Source organism: Actinoplanes ianthinogenes, from assembly GCF_018324205.1.
In the GTDB taxonomy this organism is placed as follows: Bacteria; Actinomycetota; Actinomycetes; order Mycobacteriales; family Micromonosporaceae; genus Actinoplanes; species Actinoplanes ianthinogenes.
This window is the reverse complement of the sequence record NZ_AP023356.1, coordinates 919,576-937,473: the sequence shown is the minus strand read 5'-3', so window position 1 is coordinate 937,473 and position 17,898 is coordinate 919,576. Positions and strand designations below refer to the sequence as shown.

Sequence of the window (17,898 nt, the reverse complement as noted above, 5' to 3'; positions counted from 1 at the left end):
CCGATCGCGGCCGGGAACCGGGAAGCGGACCGTGAGCCGGTGCGGTCAGGGGAGGGTGAACCAGAACGTGGCGCCCCGGCCCTCCTCGCCCTCCGCGTGGATCTCGCCGCCGTGGCGTTCGACCGCGCGGTGCACCGTCGTCAGGCCGATGCCGGTGCCGGGGAAGTCGCGGGCGTCGTGCAGGCGGGCGAACGGGCGGAACAGCTCGCCCGCCTTGCCGGCCGGGAAACCGGCGCCGTTGTCGCGGACGAAGAAGCGGCCGTCCTGACAGCCCACCGTGATCACCGGGTGCTCGATCTTGCGGGTGAACTTGACCGCGTTGTTCACCAGGTTCTCCAGGATGACCCGGACCAGGCCCTCGTCGGCGTCGGCGGACATGCCCTCCTGGACCTCGAAGTCGACCTTGTGATCCGGGTCGCGGGCGGCCACCTCGGCGCACACCTGGCGGGCCGTCGCGGTCAGGTCGAACGTGGTGCGGCGCAGCTCGCCGCGGCTGGCGCGGGCCAGGATCAGCAGGGACTCGACCAGGTCGGCCATCCGCAGCGCGGCCGCGTGGATGCGGGTCAGCCGGTGCCGGGTCTGCTCGCCGAGCTGCTCGTCGTCGGCCTCCTCGAGCATGTGCTCGGCGAAACTCGAGATCACCTGGAGCGGGCCGCGCAGGTCGTGCGAGACCGAGCCGGAGAACGCCTCCAGCTCCCGGTTGCGCCACTCCAGTTCCTCGACCATCGCGGCCCGGGCCTCGGCCAGCTCGCGGGCCGCGCGCTCCTGCGCCGCGTCCAGCTCGCGGCGCATCAGCTCCTCGCGGATCCGGCGGGCCTCGTCGTGCGACTGCTTGCGGCGGATCTGCGCGCGGACGTGCACCCGCAGCCCCTCCGGGACGTCGGGCTGCCGCACGTAGTCGTCGGCGCCGGCCGCCAGGCAGTCCAGCATCGCGTCGTCGCCGCCGGTCATCACCAGGGGGAGCTCGCCGACCTGCGGCACCTCGCGGATCCGGCGGCAGGCCGCGCGGGCGCCGGGCAGGTCGTCGTCGAGGCCGAGCACGATGCAGTCGACGGGCTGCTCGGCGAGCAGCTCCAGGGCGTCCTCGACGGCGCCGCTCTGGACGATGTCGTAGCCGTCGGCGCGCAGCGTCTCGGCCCACACCTCCAGCTCGGCGCGGTCCGGGCTGATGATGAGGACCTTGCCCGGCCCGTGCAGGCTGCCGATCGCCCCGATCGGCAGCTGCTCGGCGGCCTGCCGCAGCACCGCGGCCAGCTTCGCCAGGACCACCGCGAGATCCTGCTGCTTGCGGACGAACGCGTCGGCGCCGGCCTCCAGCATCTGCATCTCGGTGGCGTAGTCGTCGGCCGCGGTCATCAGCAGGCACGGGGTGTCGCGCAGCGCCGGGTCGAGCCGGATCCGGCGGATCACCGTGGCGCCGTCGATGCCGGGCATCACGCCGTCCACGATCACCGCGTTCGGCCGGCGGTCGGCGGCCATCCGCAGGCCCTCCTCGCCGGTGGCCGCGGTCAGCACCGTGTAGCCCTCGGGTTCGAGCAGATCACGCAGCCGCTCACGGAACGTGGTGCTGTCGTCGATGACCAGGATGGTGGTTCCGCCGTCGGAGCTGTCCGGGCCGTCGCCGAGCAACTGCCGGGTGCGGGCCACCACGTACCCGGCGTCGTACGGTTTCCCGACGTACTCGTCCGCGCCGATCCGCAGCCCGGCCAGCCGGTCGGTGACCTCGCTCTCCACCGACAGCAGCATGGTCACCACCTCGGCGTGCGCGGTCGAGCCGCGCAGCTCGGTGAGCAGCTCCAGGCCGTCGGCGTCGGGCAGCAGCACGTCCAGGATCGCGGCGTCGAACTCGTCCCGGGCGAACGCGGCCCGCGCCTCCGCGCCGGTCGCGCACAGGATCGTCCGGAACCCGTCGTCGGAGAACGCGTCGTGCAGGTCCATCCGCACGGTCAGGCTGTCGTCGACGATCAGCACGGTCGGCTTCATCGACGGCTCCCCGCCGGACGCAGCCCGGCCAGCCTCGCCGAGATCCGCGCCGGGGACAGCACGTACGTGGCCGCGCCGAGCAGCGCCGCCTCCCGCGGCATGCCGTAGACCACGCAGGTCTGCTCGTCCTGGGCGAAGGTGACCGCGCCGCGCTGACGCATCTGGAGCAGCCCGGACGCGCCGTCCCGGCCCATGCCGGTGAGCAGGCAGCCGGCCGCCAGGTTGCCGTACTCGGTGGCCACCGACTCGAACAGCACGTCGACCGAGGGGCGGCAGGAGTGCCGGGGCGGGCCGCTGGACAGCCGCAGGATGTGGTCCTTGACGTAAAGGTGCCGGTCCGGCGGGGCGAGCAGCACCTGCCCGGCGAGCCCGCTCACCGCCAGGCCGTCGGCCGCGTAACGCACGTTGCGCCCGGTCTGCCCGCCCAGCCAGTCGGAGAACGCCGTCGCGAACTGCTCGCTCGCCGCGATGTGCTGCACCACCAGCACCGGCGTGCGGAAGTGCGGCGGCAGGTCGCGCAGCAGCTCGGTGAGCGCGCCCGGCCCGCCGGTCGAGGCGCCGACGGCGACCACGGCCATCGCGTCGGTGGCGGCCGGGGCCGCGGCGGGGGCCGGGGGAGGGGGCGGTGGCGCGGGCCGGGCCCGCCCCTCCAGCCGCGCTCGCGGATGCGTGATCACCCGGATCCGGGAAACCATTCTTACGGTACGCCGTAAGCGCGGTGACCAGTCCACGTCGGAGTCGTCCCCGCGCGGCTTCTCCAGCACGTCCACCGCACCCGCCGCGAGCGCGTTGTACGTGCTGAACAGCTCCTGCCGGTCCGCCGACGACACCACCAGGATCGGCGTCGGGTGCTCCGCCATGATGTGCTCGGTCGCCTGCAACCCGCTGATCCCGGGCAGCATCATGTCCATGGTGATCACGTCCGGGCGCAGCCGGCCGGTCAGCTCGACCGCCTGCTCGCCGGTCACCGCCTCGCCGATCACCTGCAACTCCGGGTCCGCGGCGAGCGCCTCACGCAGGTAGTGGCGCATGGTCAGGGAGTCCTCCACCACCAGGACCCGGATCATGCGCGGACCACCAGCCGGCGGATGTGGGCGAGCAGTTCCTCCTGGTCGAACTCGCCCTTGACCACGTACGCGCTGGCCCCGGCCCGCATCCCGCGCTCCCGGTCGGCGGCGCTGGCCCGGGAGCTGACCAGGATCGCCGGGACGCCGGCCAGCTCCGGGTCGGCGCGGGTGCGCTCGACGAAGGTGAAGCCGTCGATGCCGGGCATGTCGATGTCGGTGAGGAACAGGCCGTACCGGCGGGACCGGGCCTGGTCCAGCGCCTCCTCGGCGGAGGCGGCCAGGTCCACGTCGTAGCCGGCCGACTCCAGGATGCTGCGCTCCAGCATCCGGGTGGTCAGCGAGTCGTCGACGACCAGTACCGGCAGCGGCGGGGCGACCGTCGCGGCGGCCGGCCGCGCACCGGTGCCCTCGCCGCGCAGCATCTCCCGGGCCAGCCCGGGCGGGTCGAGGACCAGCCGCGGGTTGCCGTCGCTGTCGACCGAGACGCTGCCGATCGCCGGGGTGGACGGGGCCAGCTCCGGCAGCGGCCGGGCGACCAGCGCGTGCGTGCCGCAGAGCCGGTCCACGCCGACCGCGACCAGGCCGTCCCCGCTGTCCACCAGCACCGCCGCCCCCGGCCCGGCGGTGTCCGGCACCGTCCGTCCGGTGTAGAGGGCCTCGGCCAGCTGCCGGAACGGCGCGGCGGTGTCCTGGTAGACCAGCTTGCCGGTGGACGCCGCGGTGACCGCCTCCGCGGCGCTGAGCCGCACGCAGGCCCGGACCGCGTCCAGCGGCAGCGAGGCGACCGTGCCCGCGGTCTCCACCAGCAGGCCGGTCATGCTCAGCAGCGCGAGCGGCACGATCAGCTCGACGACCGCGCCGGCCCCGGGCGTGCTGCGGATCTTCACCTCGCCGCGCAGCTGACCGGCGACGTCGCGCAGCACGTCCATCCCGATCGCCCGGCCGGACACCTCGGTGACCGCCGCCGACGTGCTCAGCCCGCCGTGCAGCACCTGGTCGAGCACCTCGGCCTCGCCGGTCGCCGGCAGGCCCCGGGCCTCGGCCTGGCGGCGCAGCGCCGCCACGTCGAAGCCCCGCCCGTCGTCGGTGCAGCGGAAGGTGGCGTACCGGCCCTGCCGCTCCACCTCGAAGGTGACCGTGCCCTCCGGCGATTTCCCGGCGGCCACCCGCTCCGCGGCCGGCTCGATGCCGTGCACCACGGCGTTGCGGACCACGTGCAGGAACGCGGCGCTGGCCGGGCCGAGCAGGTGCGAGCCCATCCGGACGTCGGCGCCGTGCGCCACGAACCGCACCCGGCGGCCCTCGCTGTCCGCGGCGTCGCGGACCGCCCGGCGCAGCGCCGTGAAGATGCTCCCGGCCGGCACCAGCCGCAGGCTCTCCGCCTTGGCCCGGACGTCGTCCAGCTCACGCTCGATCTGGTCGACCGCGTCGATCAGCCGCCGCCCGGCGGTGCCCAGCTCGCCGGCGAGCCGCCGAGCCGAGGCGTGCGTGACGGCGGCCGCGGTCCGGCCGCCGCGCAGCTGGTCGGCGAGCGTCTCGGCGGTGTGGTGGAGGCGTTCGACGAGGTGGCTGCCGGCCCGCAGCGGCGCCATCCGGGCGGTCGTCTCGGTGATCGCGTCCAGCAGCTCGTCCAGGTCGGCGGTGACGGACCGCGGCGCCGCGGGCTCCATGGGCTCCGGGCCGGGCACCGCCTCCGGTGCCGCCTCCGGTGCCGCCTCCGGTGCCGGCTCCGGGATCGGAGCCGGGGGCGGCGGCGGGGCCGCGACCACCGGCTGGGACAGGGCCGCCACCTGGGCGCTGATCTCGTCGTTCAGGCGCAGCAGCTCGCGCATCTCGTCGGCCGCCAGCGCACCCGCCGAGTCCCGGTGCGGGACCAGGATCTCCTCCAACTCGTGGGCCCGGTCGGCGATCTGCTTCTGCTTCACCACCCGGGCCGCGCCCTTGAGCGTGTGCGCCACCCGCAGCAGCTTCGCCACCGGCTCCGGACCGGGCCGCTGGTCCAGGTCGAGCACCCCGGAGCTGATCTGCTCGACCAGCTCCTGCGCCTCGATCCGGAAGTAGCGCAGCGGATCCCGGTTCTCCGGCATCTCAGTGGCCCCGGGTCCCGACCAGCTCCAGCAGGTCGCCGGAGAGGGTGCTCAGGTGCGCCGCGGTCTGCTTGGTCTGCACCGCGCTGGCCTCAGTCTCCCGGGACACCCGGGCGGTGTCCGAGGCGGCCACGTTGACCTGCTCGACCGCGGTGGTCTGCTGCTTGGTGGAGAGCTCGATCTCCCGGGTGGCGTCGTTCGTGGTCGCCACCAGCTGCACGATCTCCCGGAACGAGTTGGTCGCGTCGTCGAACTGCCGGGCCCCGGCGTCCACCGCCTTCGCCCCGATCTCGGTGGCCATCACCGTGGTGTTCACCGCGCCCCGGACGTCCTCGATCAGCGCCCGGATCTCCTTGGCCGACGCGGCGGTCCGGTCGGCCAGCTTGCGGATCTCCTCGGCCACCACGGCGAACCGGCGGCCCCACTCGCCGGCGCCGCTTGCCTCGATGGTGGCGTTGATGGCCAGGATGTTGGTCTGCTCGGCCAGCTCCGAGACCAGGTCCACCACCCCGCCGATCTGCTGCGACTTCTCGCCCAGCGCCAGCATGTGCTGGACGATCTGGTCGACCTGGGTGCGGATCGCGACGATCGACGCCCGGGTCTGGTCGATGGTGGCGTCGCCGTCGCGGGCCGCCGTCTCGGTCTCCTCGGCGATCTTGGAGACCCGCTGGGCGCTGTCCGCGATCTGCCGCGAGGTGATCAGCAGCTCGTTGATCGTGGTGGTGATCTCGCTCATCGCGCTGGCCTGGTCGCGGCCGCCGTTCACCTGCTGCGCGGCCGCCGCCTCCAGCTGCGCCGACGAGCTCTGGATGTGCCCGACCGCGGCGCCCACCTCGCGGCGCAGGTCCCGGCTCAGCCGCCAGGCCACCATGACCGCGCTGCCGGTGGTGAGCACGCCGAGCACCACGATCACCGCGATCGCGATGGAGGCCTGCCGGGACGAGTGCCTGCGGTCGGCCTCCACGTCGGCGCGCACCTTGGTGATCAGCTCGGCCAGCACCGTCTGCACCTCCTTGCGCAGCGGCACCGCCTGGGCGCTGTTCAACCGCGCGGCGACCAGCGGATCCTTGGTCCTGGCCCGCTCGGCCATCACCTGGGACACCCAGTCCGCGTGCTTCTCCTCGGCGGCGCCCGCCCGGTCCACCAGGCCCCGGACCGCGGCGCTGGTGCCGGTGCGCAGCTCCTCCAGCTGACTGCGGAAGTCGGTGCGGTCGGCCGCGGTGGCGTCGGCGTACTCCGGGGTGGCGTACAGCATGTAGCCCCGGTAATCGGCCAGCCGCTTCTCCATCAGCCGGTTCAGGTTCTCCGCGCCGGTCAGCTCGTGGGTGGCGGCCGCGATCACCCGGTCCTTGGCGGTCACCACGAACAGCAGGCCGACGGCGGCCAGCACCACCGAGAGCAGGGTCAGGGCGCTGGTGATGCCGACGCCGACGCCGATCTTCCGGCCAAAGGTGTGTCCGGCCATCAAGAGGTCACCTCCGGGTGCTCATGCCCGGCCATCCGATGGGCCAGGGCGCGGGTGGCCGGCACGTCGACGATCGGCCGATCGCCGTCCGGCAGCCGGACCATGCCGTGCAGGCAGCTCCGGGTCCCGGCCCCGGAGCCGTCCACGACGTCGGGGGCCGGCACCCGGACGTGGTGGTCGAGCTGGTGGAACGCGAGCGCCAGCGGCGGGGCGCCGGCGGCCAGGACCAGCCAGCGGGGCTCGTCGGCGATCGGGTGCCCGAGCAGCGCCGCCAGGTCGTAGACCGGGACGACGACACCGGCGAAACCGGCCAGCCCGCGCAGCGCCGGCACCGTGGTCGGCAGCGGGGTGACCGGGCGGTCCGGGTAGAGGCCGGAGGTCTGGGACAGACGCAGCGCGTACGCCCGCCCACCCGCCCCGATCGCCAGCAGCTCGATCCCCTCGTCGTCCAGCGTCCGGGCCGGCACCGAGAACGAGTGGTCGAAGTCGGCGCGCAGCTGCTCCACCCGGGACTGGATCTGGTCGGTCATCGCCAGGTCCCGCTCCGCGACGACGTCGCGTCCAGCTCGGTCCGGCACAGCGAGCTCAGCGCGAGCCGCCCGAACCCGCCGCCGAACAGCGTGAGCCGCTCGTCGCTCTCCCGGGGCAGCAGCTCCAGCGCCGCGCCCAGCTCGGCCGCCGCGTCCCGCCCGTCCCCGCGCCGCCGGGCCAGCAGCCCCAGCCGCAGGCGGGGCATGGCGAACCCGGGATCCAGGTAGGCGGCCAGCCGGTACTGCCCGACCGCCTCGTCCGGCTCGTCCACCTCGTGGCAGATGCCGAGCAGGTGGTGCGCGTCCGGGTCCGGCCCGCCGGTCTCGATCAGCGCCCGTGCGGTCTCCCCGGCGTCGGCCAGGCGGCCGCGCTGTGCCAGCAGCACGCCGTAGAGCAGCAGGTCACGGGGCCTGCGCTGGGGGAGCGCGGTGCGGATCAGGTCGAGCGCCTCGGTGAACTTCTCGTCCCGCAGCAGCTCCAGGGCCCGCGGGTGGACGTCGACCGGCTGACGCGGGGGCTCCCGCCGGACCACCGGGGGCCGGTGCTCCGGGCGCGCCGGTGGCGGTGGGTCGGCGCGCCGGTAATAGACGGTGTCGCCGAAGCTCTCCACGGTGAGGCCGTCCGGGTCGCTGCCCAGCGAGTCGGTGTGCCCGAGGAAGAGCGCGCCGCCCGGGGCCAGGGCGGCGGTGATCCGCCGGAGCAGGCCGGTGACGGTGGGCCGGGTCAGGTACATCAGCAGGTTGCGGCAGAGGACGACGTCGTACCGGCCGGGCTGCCAGATCAGCGGGTCGTCCGGCGCGGCCACGTTGTGCTCGGCGAACCGGACCGTCGCGGCGACCTCCGGCAGCACCCGGAACCCGTCGCCGGCCGGGCGGAACCAGCGCCGCCGCACCTCGCCCGGCGTCTCCCGCAGCGCCCACTCCGAGTACACCCCCTGCTCGGCCCGCCGCAGCATCTCCGGGTTCGCGTCGATGCCGAGCACCGACACGATCCAGTCCGGCGCGGGCCGGGCCTGAAGCGCCGCGATCGCCAGCGAGTACGCCTCCTCGCCGGACGAGCAGCCGACCGACAGCAGCCGCAGCGCCCGCTGCCCGGACCGGGCCGCGATCCGCTCCGGCAGCACCCGCTCGGTCAGCGCCCGGAACTGGTCGCCGTGCCGGAAGAAGTAGGTCTCGGTGATGCTGAGCCGCTCGGCCAGCACCGTGGTCTCCTCCGGCCAGTCCCGCACGGACAGCCGGTTCAGATACTCGTTCTCGGACATCCGGCGGGCCGCGGACCGCTCGGCGAGGACCGGCAGGACCGGCACCGCCTCGGTGTCCGCGGAGACCCAGCCCAGCCGCTGCTCGAGAATGCCACGGAACCGCACCAGCGGCGGGTCCTCCCTCACGCCGCGCCTCCCGTCACCGCGTCCCGGGCCGCCAGCTCCCACACCTCGTCCGGGACCGTCCGGATGCTGCGCAACACCAGCAGCGGCTCGGTGCCGACCGTCCCGACCGCCGCCACCAGCGAACGGGACGCGCCGGTGAACAGGGTGCTGGGCCCGTCCGGCGGGGTCGCCTCGACCAGCCGCACGCCGAGCACCGGCCCGGTCGCGCAGGCCACCGGCCCGCGCCCGGCACGCACCGCCACGTACCGATCAATCTCGGACGTGGTGCCGGTCAGCAGCCGGGTCACATCGATCACCGGGGACGGCTCGCCGCGCAGAATGGTCAGCCCCCGCACATAGGGTGGGGTGCCGGCGAGCGGCCGGGTCGGCAGCGGCCGCATCGTCTCGACGACCTCGTCGAGCGGCAGCGCGCAATACAGCGGCCCGGCGCGGAAGACCAGCGCGAGCACCCCGGCGTCGAGGGCCGGAGCCAGCGTCTGTCCGTGCTGCCCCACGGCCTCAGGCTACCGAGATGAAGATCCGCCTTCGCGAGCTTTGCTCGCTTTGGCCGGACGATTTGCCCACGTCACGGTGCGCTCTCCGCACTGTTCCCGCGCTTTCGGTACGCCCGGAGCCCCACCCGCCGTCGTCGTTCGCGGGTGGGGCCGGCCCCGGTGGGCAGCCGCCCACCGCGCGCACCGGAGCCGGCGGCCTCTCATTCCTCGGGCGCCCACCAGGTGGGGATCAGGTTGTTCTCCTCGCGCTTCTTCGCGGCGCGCCGTTCCCGCCGTTGCGCCCATCTCCCGGGGGAAGGCTCCGCGCTGTGCCGGCTCGCCCCGCCGGGCGGTCGCCCGGTCGACGGGTGCCCGGTTGGTGGGTGCCCGGTTGGTGGGTGCCCGTTCACTCCGGCCACCGGGTGCCCGGTCACTCCGGCCGGCGGCCGGCCCGCGAACGGCTGCCCGTCCCGTCCCGTGTCGGTCCATCCGGCCTGCGGCCAGCCGGCCGGCAGCGGTCCGACCGGTTCCGCGTCCGCCGGTGCGTGCCCCTCCGGTCGTGCCGGGGCGGGCGCGGCCGGTGTCGTGCGAGCCGGGGTGGTGTCCGGCCACAGCCGGGGCCGGCGCTGCGCGGCCAGGTCCTCGACCCACCCGAACAGCACCACCGCGACCCCGGTCAGCAGGAACGTCATCGCCAGCGTGACCGGCTTCTCCAGGTGCCCGAGGTCGTCGAGGGCCAGGAACGTCAGGACCGGCCAGATCGCCGCGATCGCCAGGTTGTGCCACAGATAGACGGTGACCGCCCGGTTGTTCAGCAGCGTCACCGCCCGGTCCAGCGGCCGGAGCCGGGACAGCCACGCCATGCTGGGCTGCCAGCGCAGGGCGAGCAGCACGAAGGCGAGCGAGTACAGCGACTGCGACTCGGAGACGTCGTTCAGGTCCCAGGCGTCCTCGCCCTGGTGGCCGTTCTGGTAGTACAGCGCGGCCCCGCCGAGCAGCAGGACCAGCGTGACCACGGTGGCCGGGCGGAGCCTGGCCAGCCGGCCGTCCCGGTGCGCGAAGCCCATGATCCAGCAGGCGGCGTAGGTGACGAAGTCCCACATCACCACGTCGGCGGTCTCCGGCAGCCCGAATCCGGTCTTGTCGAGCAGCGCGATGGCGGCGATCGGCGCGAGCACCAGCAGCCAGCATGCCGGGCCCAGCCTCTTCCAGAGCAACCAGAGGATCGGGGAGAGCAGGATGAACCAGACGTACGCCCGGATGTACCAGAGCGGTTCCCAGGAGTCGACGCCGAGCTCGCTGCCGGGCGGGTCGCCGAGCGGCAGGATCCAGAAGGCGAGCTTCCACGGGGTGAAGGGGTGTTCGCCGTCCTCCTCCTGTGCCCAGCCCAGGGCGATCATCACCGGCACGGCCATCAGGCCGAGCAGCCACAGCGGCGGGAGCAGCCGGCGCAGCCGGGAGGTGACGACCCGGTTCGCCGGGCGTTTCTCCAGCGACGCCGCCGTCAGCGACCCGGCCAGCGCGAACATGACGCCCATGGCGGGCATCACGATGGACAGCCAGGACCATCCGAAGAGGTGGTAGACGATCACCCGGAGGATTGCCGCGGCACGAAGCAGGTCCAGGTATCGGTTTCGCACCGGGGAACCGTAGCCACGATCAATGTGTTTCCGGGACAGCCGGGTGGACGGCAAGAACGCCTTACCGGATTACCCCGATAGCGGGAAGTGTGCCGGAATCGAGTGCGATTGTGCGACGCGTGTGCTCTGCCCTGATCGGACTTTGCGCAGCTCATCGCGTACGGATAAAGGTTCTTCGAAATAGCGGTGACCACTCACGGGTCCGGCGGCGAAGTGACCGCCTCGCGTCTGTGACGTTGGTCAACTCCGGGAGCGCCCCGGGAAAGGCGGGGTGCGCTGAGGAATGGGATCGACTTCTGTTATGCGTAAGCCTCTGGTTGTGCTCGGCGTGGCTGCCGCGGCTCTGGTCGCCGGCGGTGTGGTCACGACACGCGCCTTGGCGCAGGAGCCGCCGGATGACCAATTTTCTGGCTTCAATGTCTTCGGCGAGCCGTTGTTCGTCGACGGCGGCGGCGAAGGTGACGAATACGAGGAGGAGCCGGTCGCGGAGTCGCCGCACTCCGATGTGGCCGACGAGCCGGAGACCCCGGACGTGACTCCCAGCCGGGAGGCGCCCGAGCCGGCGCGCACCCCGTCGAAGGCGGCCACCCGGGAGCCCGGCGAACGCCCGGAGCCGCCGGTCCGGCTCAAGGCCCCGGTGCAGCGCAAGGACGCCGGCGCCGCGCCCGCCGCCGTGGCCGCGGCGGTGGCCGACCCGATCGCCGCCTCGCGCACCGAGGTCACCGTGGACAGCATCTCGTCCAGCCCGTCCGCGCCGGTCCAGCAGCAGATCCTGGCCCTGGTCAACCGGTACCGCGAGCGGTCCGGCTGCCGGCCGGTCACCCTGGACCGCCGGCTCATCGACGCGGCCAACCGGCACGCCGCCGACATGGCCCGCCGCGACTACTTCGAGCACGCGTCGCCGAACGGGGACCGGGCCGGCGACCGGGTCAGCGAGGCCGGCTACGACTGGCGCTGGTACGGCGAGAACATCGCCCGCGGCCAGGACAGCCCGTGGGACGCGATGGACGGCTGGATGAACAGCCCGGAGCACCGGGAGAACATCCTCGACTGCAAGCTGGATCAGATGGGGGTCGGCTTGGCGTTGGATCGCGATCACACCCCGTACTGGGTGCAGGATTTCGCCACCCCTAAGTAACCGTACGACTACTCCTTTCCCGGACCGGGATGCCGATCGGCATCCCGGTTTCGTGTCACCGTCCTTCCCCTGATCGTCGCGGTGGGGCGGCTGTGCTTCGATGTGCGGACGACACTCCTGGGGAGGATGTGATTTGGCAGTGAAACGTGTTACCGCACGTCTCGCCACGGCGGCTGTCGCCACCGTGGTGGGCGGCGGACTCGGTGCGTTCGCGCTGGCGCCGGCCGGCGCCGGTGCCGCGCCGGTCACCGCCAAGGCGGCCACCACCGTGGTCACCAGGGCGGCGGCCGCATCGTGCGCGACCGGCAAATATCAGAAGCAGGTCGAGGGCTACCTCAAGCAGCTGGGTGGCTACGGCACGGTGACGGTCGACGGCAAGCAGTCCGCCGCGGACTGTGCCGCGATCATCAAGTTCCAGAAGCGGTTCGGCGTCTCGCCGGCCAAGGGCCTGGCCGGCCCGACCACGTACGACGTCGCCAAGCGACTGGCGGCGACGAACCCGGCGGCCTGCAAGCCCAAGAAGAAGGGCATCACCTTCTGCGTCGATCTGACCCATCAGACGACCTGGGTGATGAAGAACGGGAAGGTCTACGTCAAGGCGACCATCACCCGTACCGGCATGAAGGGGTACCGGACGCCGGCCGGCACCTTCACGATCAACAAGCGGACGAAGAAGGAATGGTCCGACCCGTACGAGGTGTGGCTGCCCTACTGGCAGCGCTTCATCGGCGGGCGCGGGTTCCACCAGACCACCACGTACATCCACGACAAGTGGCGTGGTTCGCACGGTTGCGTCAACCTGCTCGAGCAGGATGCCAAGAAGTACTACAGCATCGGCAAGTACGGCATGACCGTGAAGGTCTTCGGGCGTCGCCCGGGCACCTGATCCCCACGGGCCGCTCCTGCGGGGGCGGCCCGTTCCGTGTTCGGCGACATAGAGTGGCCTCTGTGTCCCGCCCCGCGATGCTCGCCGCCGGCTCCCTGGTCCTCCTGCTGCTGACCGCCGCGTCCTGTGACGCGGACGACTCCTCCGCGGTTCACCTCGGCACCGCGGCCGTGGGCACGGTGAGCGAGATCGTCGAGGCGCCCGGCTCGGTCACCGCCCGGACCGCGGCCACCCTCTCCGCGCCGGCCGCCGGCACCGTCTCGGACGTCCTCGTCCAGCCCGGCGCCCAGGTGAAGAAGGGTGCGATCCTGGCCGTCATTACGTCGCCCGAGCTGGAGCAGCGGCGGGACGCGGCGCAGGAGGCCCTCGATCGGATCCCGTCCGGCGGCGGCGTGCCGACCGGTGACTTCACCGAGGTGCGGCAGCGTACCGATCGGCGGGCCGAGAAGGCGTTCGAGCAGGCCCGGGCGGCCGCTTCCAAGATCACGGATCCGGCGTTGCAGAAAGCGCTGATCCAGCAGGTCGAGACGGCCCAGGAGCAGTATGCCGCGGCGTCGGACGCGGCTGCCGCCTCGGTGCGGGCCGTCCAGCGGGGGGTCGCTTCGCTGGGGGAGGCGGTCAGCTCGCTGTCCGCCGCGCAGCGGATGCAGGCACAGCAGGCGTACGACCTGGCTGATGCGGCTGTGGAGGCGCTCACCCTGCGTGCTCCGGTGTCGGGCGTGGTGCAGTTCGGCGGACCTCAGTCGGCCCCGCCGTCCGACCTGACCTCGTTGCTGGGGAACAGCGGGACGAGTGTGCCGGCGGACGGTGTCGACTCGGCCGTCAGCGAGGGCTCCTACGTGGCCGCCGGGACCCCGCTGCTCACCGTGATCGACATGGGCCGGCTCGGGCTGGCCGCCGAGGTCGACGAGACGGACGTGCTGCTGGTCAAGCCGGGCGTGACGGCCGACGTCGAGCTGGACGCCGCCACCGGCGCCACCTACCAGGCCACCGTCCGCTCGGTCGACCTGCTGCCCACCACCTCCGCGCGCGGCGGAGTGTCGTATCGGGTGCGCCTCGACCTGGGCAAGGGGACCTACGCCGACAGCGGCGGGGCGGCGCCCACCCCGCGGCCCGGGATGAGCGCGGTGATCCGGCTCAAGGTGCGCCAGGTCGACGACGCGGTCACCGTCCCGGCCTCGGCGGTGGTCAGCGCCGACGGCAAGGACACCGTCTGGGCCGTGCAGGACGGGCGGTACACGTCGGTGCCGGTCCGGCTCGGCGTGCAGGGCGAGGACACCGTGCAGGTGGTCTCCGGGGTGGCCGCCGGCCAGCAGATCGTGGTCGCCGGCGCCGACCAGGTGGCATCCGGCGAACGCGCCCGATGAGCGAGCTCGCGACGACCACGCCGGCCATCGTCGCCACCGACGTGACCCGCACCTACGAGCTGGACGGGGTCTCGGTGCCGGCGTTGCGCGGCGTCTCGCTCACCGTCGAGCCCGGCGACTACGTGGCCATCGTCGGCACCTCCGGGTCCGGCAAGTCCACCCTGATGCACCTGCTCGGCGGCCTGGACCGGCCGACCAGCGGCACCCTGCTGATCGGCGGCCGGGACGTCGGCGCGCTCTCCCCGAACGAGCTGGCCGAGCTGCGGAACACCACGATCGGCTTCGTCTTCCAGTCGTTCCACCTGCTGGCCCGGACCACCGCGCAGGACAACGTCGGGCTGCCGCTGGTCTATCGCGGGGCCGGCCGCCGGGAACGCCGCGAGCGGGCCGCCGCGATGCTGGAGCGGGTCGGGCTCGCGCACCGGATCGGGCACCGGCCCAACCAGCTCTCCGGCGGTGAACAGCAGCGGGTGGCGATCGCCCGGGCGCTGGTCACCGGGCCGTCGCTGCTGCTGGCCGACGAGCCGACCGGCAACCTCGACTCGGCCACCGGGCAGTCGATCCTCGCCCTGCTGGAGTCGCTCAACGCCGAGGGGGTGGCGGTCGTCCTGGTCACCCACGATCGGGACGTGGCCGCGCGGGCGCACCGGCAGATCCGGATGAAAGACGGGCTGATCGCCTCATGAGAGTGGCCGAGGCGTGGCGCGTCGCCCTCGACGCGCTGCGGGCGAACCGCCTCCGCAGCCTGCTGACCATGCTCGGCGTGGTGATCGGCGTGGCCGCCGTGGTCGCCCTGGTGGCCATCGGCACGGGCACCAAACAGCAGATCGAGCGCCAGGTCGAGGGTCTCGGCTCGAACCTGCTGATCGTCGTGCCCGGCCGGCTCGAAGCCGGCGCCGCCCCGACCAGTTCCCCGCTCACCCTGGACGACGCCGACGCGGTCAGCCGGGTCGTCGGCGACCGCTCACGGGTCGCCGTCACCATCGCCTCCGGCGAGACCGTCCGGGCCGGCTCCCACTCCGGGTTCGCCAGCATGCAGGGCGTCCTGGAGACCACGCCCACCGTCTTCGTCCGTCACCTGTCCCGCGGCGCCTACCTGACCAGGACCGACGTCAGCACCGGGCGGCGGGTCGCGGTGCTCGGCGCCGGCGTGGCCCGCACCCTGTTCGCCGACCGGGACCCGATCGGCCGGCAGATGACCATCGGGGGCGTACGGTTCCGGGTCATCGGGGTCTTCGAACAGCTCGGTCAGAGCCTCGGCGTCGACCGGGACAACGAGGTGCACGTGCCGGTCACCGCGGCGCAACGGCTGCTCGGCACCGACCGGATCGACGGCCTCGCCATCCGCGCCCCGGACCGGGACACCATCGACCAGCTCGGCAAGGACGTCGTCGCCACGCTGTCCGAGCGGCACCCGGACACCGACTTCAGCGCGGTCACCCAGGAACAGATCCTCGGCGTGCTCGGCGACATCCTCGGCGTGCTGACCGGGGTGCTGGCCGCCATCGCCGGGATCAGCCTGCTGGTCGGCGGCGTCGGCGTCTCCAACATCATGCTGGTCTCGGTCCGCGAACGCACCAAGGAGATCGGCCTGCGCAAGGCGGTCGGCGCCCGGCCGCGCGACATCGGCATCCAGTTCCTGCTCGAGGCGGTGCTGCTGACCACCACCGGGGGAGTGCTCGGCATGCTGCTCGGCGCGAGCGCGGCCCTGCTGGTCGACGGGCTCAGCCCGGTGCCGGCCGCGCTCACCTGGTGGTCGATGACCCTGGCGTTCGGGGTGTCGGCCGCGGTCGGCATCATCTTCGGCGTAGTACCGGCACAGCGGGCCGGCCGGCTGGATCCGGTGGTGGCCCTGCGAACGGAGTGACACATCATGACTCGGGTACCAGCGCCACTGCTCGTGCTGGCCGCGATCGCCTCGGTCCAGTTCGGCAGCGCGACCGCCCGGGGGCTCTTCGACGACCTCGGCGCGACCGGTGTCACCTTCCTGCGCCTGACCGTCGCCGCCCTGGTCCTCGCCGTGATCACCCGGCCCCGCCTGACCACCTGGACGGCCGCGGCCTGGCGTGCCGCCGCCCTGCTCGGCCTCTGCACGGGCGCCATGAACCTGGTCTTCTACCTGGCCATCCGGACCGTCCCGCTGGGCATCGCGGTCACCGTCGAGTTCCTCGGCCCGCTGCTGCTCGCCCTGGTGCAGACCCGCCGCCTGCTCGACCTGCTCTGGGCGCTGCTCGCCGCCGCCGGCGTGGTGCTGCTCGGCCTGCACTCCGGCGGCGCCGCACCGCTCGGCGGACTCGCCCTGGCCCTGCTCGCCGGCCTGTGCTGGGCCGGCTACATCGTGTTCAGCGCCCGGGTCGGCGCGCTCGTCCCGGGCACCGGCGGCCTGACCGTCGCGCTCGCGGTCGCCGCGCTGCTGGCCGCCCCGTTCGGCCTGCCCGGCGCGTCCGCCGTCGTGGACCTTCCGCACCTGCTGCTCGGCGGCGCCGCCGTCGCCCTGCTCTCCTCGGTCATCCCGTACGTCCTGGAGCTGACCGCGCTGCGCCGCATCCCGACCCGGGTCTTCGGCATCCTGATGAGCCTGGAGCCGGCCGCCGCCGCCCTGGCCGGCCTGCTCGTCCTCGGCCAGCGGCTCGGCCCGGTCGAGATCGTCGCGTTGCTGCTGGTCACGCTCGCCAGCGTGGGCGTGACGCTGGCCCGCCGCCCGCCGGCCGAGCAGCCCGAGGTGGCTGCCGCAACAGTCTGAACGACTCAGGTCTCGCCCGGCAGCGCCGAAAATTCAGGCGTAAACCGAGGAGACCGCCTTGCCGTATCAGCTGCGCGACCAGCACGGGGCCAACCGTGCCGTCGCCTACCTCATGCTGGTGGCCGGGCCGTACAACCTCATCACCGGCGTGCTGATGAAGCTCGGCGACCCGCTGCCCGAGCTGATCACCGTCGGCGTCACCGGGATCGCCCTGCTCCTCGTCGGTCTGGTCTGCTGGCGCAGCCCGGAGGTGCTGCCCCGGCAGTTCTGGCCCGCGGTGTCGTTCCTGGCCACCGTCGTGATCACCGGGCTCAACTTCGCCACGAAGGATCCGACCACCGGCCCGCAGCTGTTCTACCTGTGGCCGCTGCTGTACGCCTCGTCGTACCTCAGCCGCCGGGTCGCCGTCGCCAACGTCGTGGCCATCTCCGCCGGGCACGCCCTGGTCGCGTTCAGCTTCCTGGAGGTCACCCGGGCGATCAGCGACTGGGTCGCGATGACCGTCGCGATGGCGATGACCGCCTGGGTGGTGATCAGCCTCAACGCCCGCAACGACCGGCTCCGCGCGGTCCTCCAGGCGCAGGCCACCTCGGACGCGCTGACCGGCGCCGCGAACCGCCGCGCCTTCGACGAGTCCCTGCACCAGGCGGTCGGCCGGGCGGAGCGCGGGGAGGGGCCGGCGGCGCTCGTCCTGATCGACGTGGACCACTTCAAACAGATCAACGACACCTGGGGCCACGCGGTCGGGGACCGGGCGCTGGTGGCCGTCGCCGACGCGCTGAAGGCGGCGGCGGAGGACACCGAGCATCTGGTCGCCCGGCTGGGCGGCGACGAGTTCGCGGTGCTGCTCCGGGCCGGGCCGCGGGGCGCGTCCCGGTACACCGAACGGGCCCGCGCGCACCTGGCGGCCACCGAGGGGCTGCCGGGCGGGCCGCCGAAGCTCAGCATCGGGATCGGGGTGGCGCCCTACCACGCCGGCGGCAGCGAGGAATTGCAGCGGGTCGCGGACGCGGCGCTCTACGAGGCCAAGGGCGGCGGGCGCGGCCGGACCGCGATGGCCAAGATGCCACCCCGCCACAATCTCGACCAGATGCCCGCGCAGGAGCGTGCCTCGGTCAGCCCCTCCTGACA

General features: G+C 73.3%; 14 protein-coding genes and 1 pseudogene. 7 read left to right on the top strand and 8 right to left on the bottom strand.

Annotation, left to right across the window (positions count from 1 at the left end):
* Positions 1-45 precede the first annotated feature (45 nt).
* From Aiant_RS04305 to Aiant_RS04270, 8 genes are all read right to left on the bottom strand, one after another.
* Positions 46-1,983: a response regulator gene (locus Aiant_RS04305; protein WP_189331044.1), complete on the bottom strand. Its 1,938-nt coding sequence runs from the start codon at positions 1,981-1,983 to the stop codon at positions 46-48.
* The gene (gene cheB / locus Aiant_RS04300; RefSeq protein WP_189331043.1) at positions 1,980-3,050 is read right to left on the bottom strand and encodes a chemotaxis-specific protein-glutamate methyltransferase CheB; all 1,071 of its coding nucleotides are present in this window, start codon (positions 3,048-3,050) and stop codon (positions 1,980-1,982) included. The genes Aiant_RS04305 and cheB overlap by 4 nt, the downstream gene beginning before the upstream one ends.
* On the bottom strand, positions 3,047-5,137 hold the full coding sequence (locus tag Aiant_RS04295; protein WP_189331042.1) for a hybrid sensor histidine kinase/response regulator: 2,091 nt from the start codon (positions 5,135-5,137) through the stop codon (positions 3,047-3,049). The genes cheB and Aiant_RS04295 overlap by 4 nt, the downstream gene beginning before the upstream one ends.
* Before the next feature lies 1 nt (position 5,138).
* Positions 5,139-6,602, bottom strand: a complete 1,464-nt coding sequence (locus Aiant_RS04290) for a methyl-accepting chemotaxis protein (RefSeq protein WP_189331041.1) — start codon at positions 6,600-6,602, stop codon at positions 5,139-5,141.
* A complete protein-coding gene (locus tag Aiant_RS04285; RefSeq protein WP_189331040.1) occupies positions 6,602-7,132 on the bottom strand; it encodes a chemotaxis protein CheW in 531 nt (176 codons plus the stop codon). The genes Aiant_RS04290 and Aiant_RS04285 overlap by 1 nt, the downstream gene beginning before the upstream one ends.
* Entirely contained in the window at positions 7,129-8,520 is a 1,392-nt protein-coding gene (locus tag Aiant_RS04280) for a CheR family methyltransferase (RefSeq protein WP_189331039.1), read from the bottom strand. The genes Aiant_RS04285 and Aiant_RS04280 overlap by 4 nt, the downstream gene beginning before the upstream one ends.
* Positions 8,517-9,014 (bottom strand): chemotaxis protein CheW, encoded by a 498-nt coding sequence (locus tag Aiant_RS04275; RefSeq protein ID WP_189331038.1) that lies wholly within the window; start codon positions 9,012-9,014, stop codon positions 8,517-8,519. The genes Aiant_RS04280 and Aiant_RS04275 overlap by 4 nt, the downstream gene beginning before the upstream one ends.
* 200 nt (positions 9,015-9,214) lie before the next feature.
* Complete coding sequence (locus Aiant_RS04270; RefSeq protein ID WP_189331037.1) at positions 9,215-10,633, bottom strand: acyltransferase family protein; 1,419 nt, start codon at positions 10,631-10,633, stop codon at positions 9,215-9,217.
* 301 nt (positions 10,634-10,934) lie between these two features.
* On the opposite strand from Aiant_RS04270, the gene Aiant_RS04265 reads away from it, so the two are divergent.
* The 7 genes and pseudogenes from Aiant_RS04265 (at position 10,935) to Aiant_RS04235 (ending at position 17,896) form a co-directional block, all read left to right on the top strand.
* A complete protein-coding gene (locus Aiant_RS04265) occupies positions 10,935-11,771 on the top strand; it encodes a CAP domain-containing protein (protein ID WP_189331036.1) in 837 nt (278 codons plus the stop codon).
* A 139-nt stretch (positions 11,772-11,910) separates the two neighbouring features.
* On the top strand, positions 11,911-12,657 hold the full coding sequence (locus Aiant_RS04260; protein WP_229830078.1) for a L,D-transpeptidase family protein: 747 nt from the start codon (positions 11,911-11,913) through the stop codon (positions 12,655-12,657).
* Between the two features lie 62 nt (positions 12,658-12,719).
* Positions 12,720-14,024: an efflux RND transporter periplasmic adaptor subunit gene (locus Aiant_RS04255; protein ID WP_229830077.1), complete on the top strand. Its 1,305-nt coding sequence runs from the start codon at positions 12,720-12,722 to the stop codon at positions 14,022-14,024.
* Positions 14,021-14,707: pseudogene (locus Aiant_RS04250) on the top strand (ABC transporter ATP-binding protein); the annotation flags it as partial. The gene Aiant_RS04255 and the pseudogene Aiant_RS04250, both read left to right, overlap by 4 nt.
* Complete coding sequence (locus Aiant_RS04245; protein ID WP_189331033.1) at positions 14,707-15,891, top strand: ABC transporter permease; 1,185 nt, start codon at positions 14,707-14,709, stop codon at positions 15,889-15,891. The pseudogene Aiant_RS04250 and the gene Aiant_RS04245, both read left to right, overlap by 1 nt.
* A 6-nt stretch (positions 15,892-15,897) precedes the next feature.
* Positions 15,898-16,767 carry an EamA family transporter gene (locus Aiant_RS04240; RefSeq protein ID WP_189331032.1) on the top strand — a complete coding sequence of 290 codons (870 nt, stop codon included), beginning with the start codon at positions 15,898-15,900 and terminating at the stop codon, positions 16,765-16,767.
* 58 nt (positions 16,768-16,825) lie between these two features.
* Complete coding sequence (locus Aiant_RS04235; RefSeq protein ID WP_189331031.1) at positions 16,826-17,896, top strand: GGDEF domain-containing protein; 1,071 nt, start codon at positions 16,826-16,828, stop codon at positions 17,894-17,896.
* Positions 17,897-17,898: the final 2 nt, after the last annotated feature.

Excerpts from the sequence above, each read along its gene's own strand:
- Aiant_RS04305 (WP_189331044.1), bottom strand. The coding sequence starts at position 1,983 with ATGAAGCCGACCGTGCTGATCGTCGACGACAGCCTGACCGTGCGGATG.
- cheB (WP_189331043.1), bottom strand. The coding sequence starts at position 3,050 with ATGATCCGGGTCCTGGTGGTGGAGGACTCCCTGACCATGCGCCACTAC.
- Aiant_RS04295 (WP_189331042.1), bottom strand. The coding sequence starts at position 5,137 with ATGCCGGAGAACCGGGATCCGCTGCGCTACTTCCGGATCGAGGCGCAG.
- Aiant_RS04290 (WP_189331041.1), bottom strand. The coding sequence starts at position 6,602 with ATGGCCGGACACACCTTTGGCCGGAAGATCGGCGTCGGCGTCGGCATC.
- Aiant_RS04285 (WP_189331040.1), bottom strand. The coding sequence starts at position 7,132 with ATGACCGACCAGATCCAGTCCCGGGTGGAGCAGCTGCGCGCCGACTTC.
- Aiant_RS04265 (WP_189331036.1), top strand. The coding sequence starts at position 10,935 with ATGCGTAAGCCTCTGGTTGTGCTCGGCGTGGCTGCCGCGGCTCTGGTC.
- Aiant_RS04245 (WP_189331033.1), top strand. The coding sequence starts at position 14,707 with ATGAGAGTGGCCGAGGCGTGGCGCGTCGCCCTCGACGCGCTGCGGGCG.
- Aiant_RS04240 (WP_189331032.1), top strand. The coding sequence starts at position 15,898 with ATGACTCGGGTACCAGCGCCACTGCTCGTGCTGGCCGCGATCGCCTCG.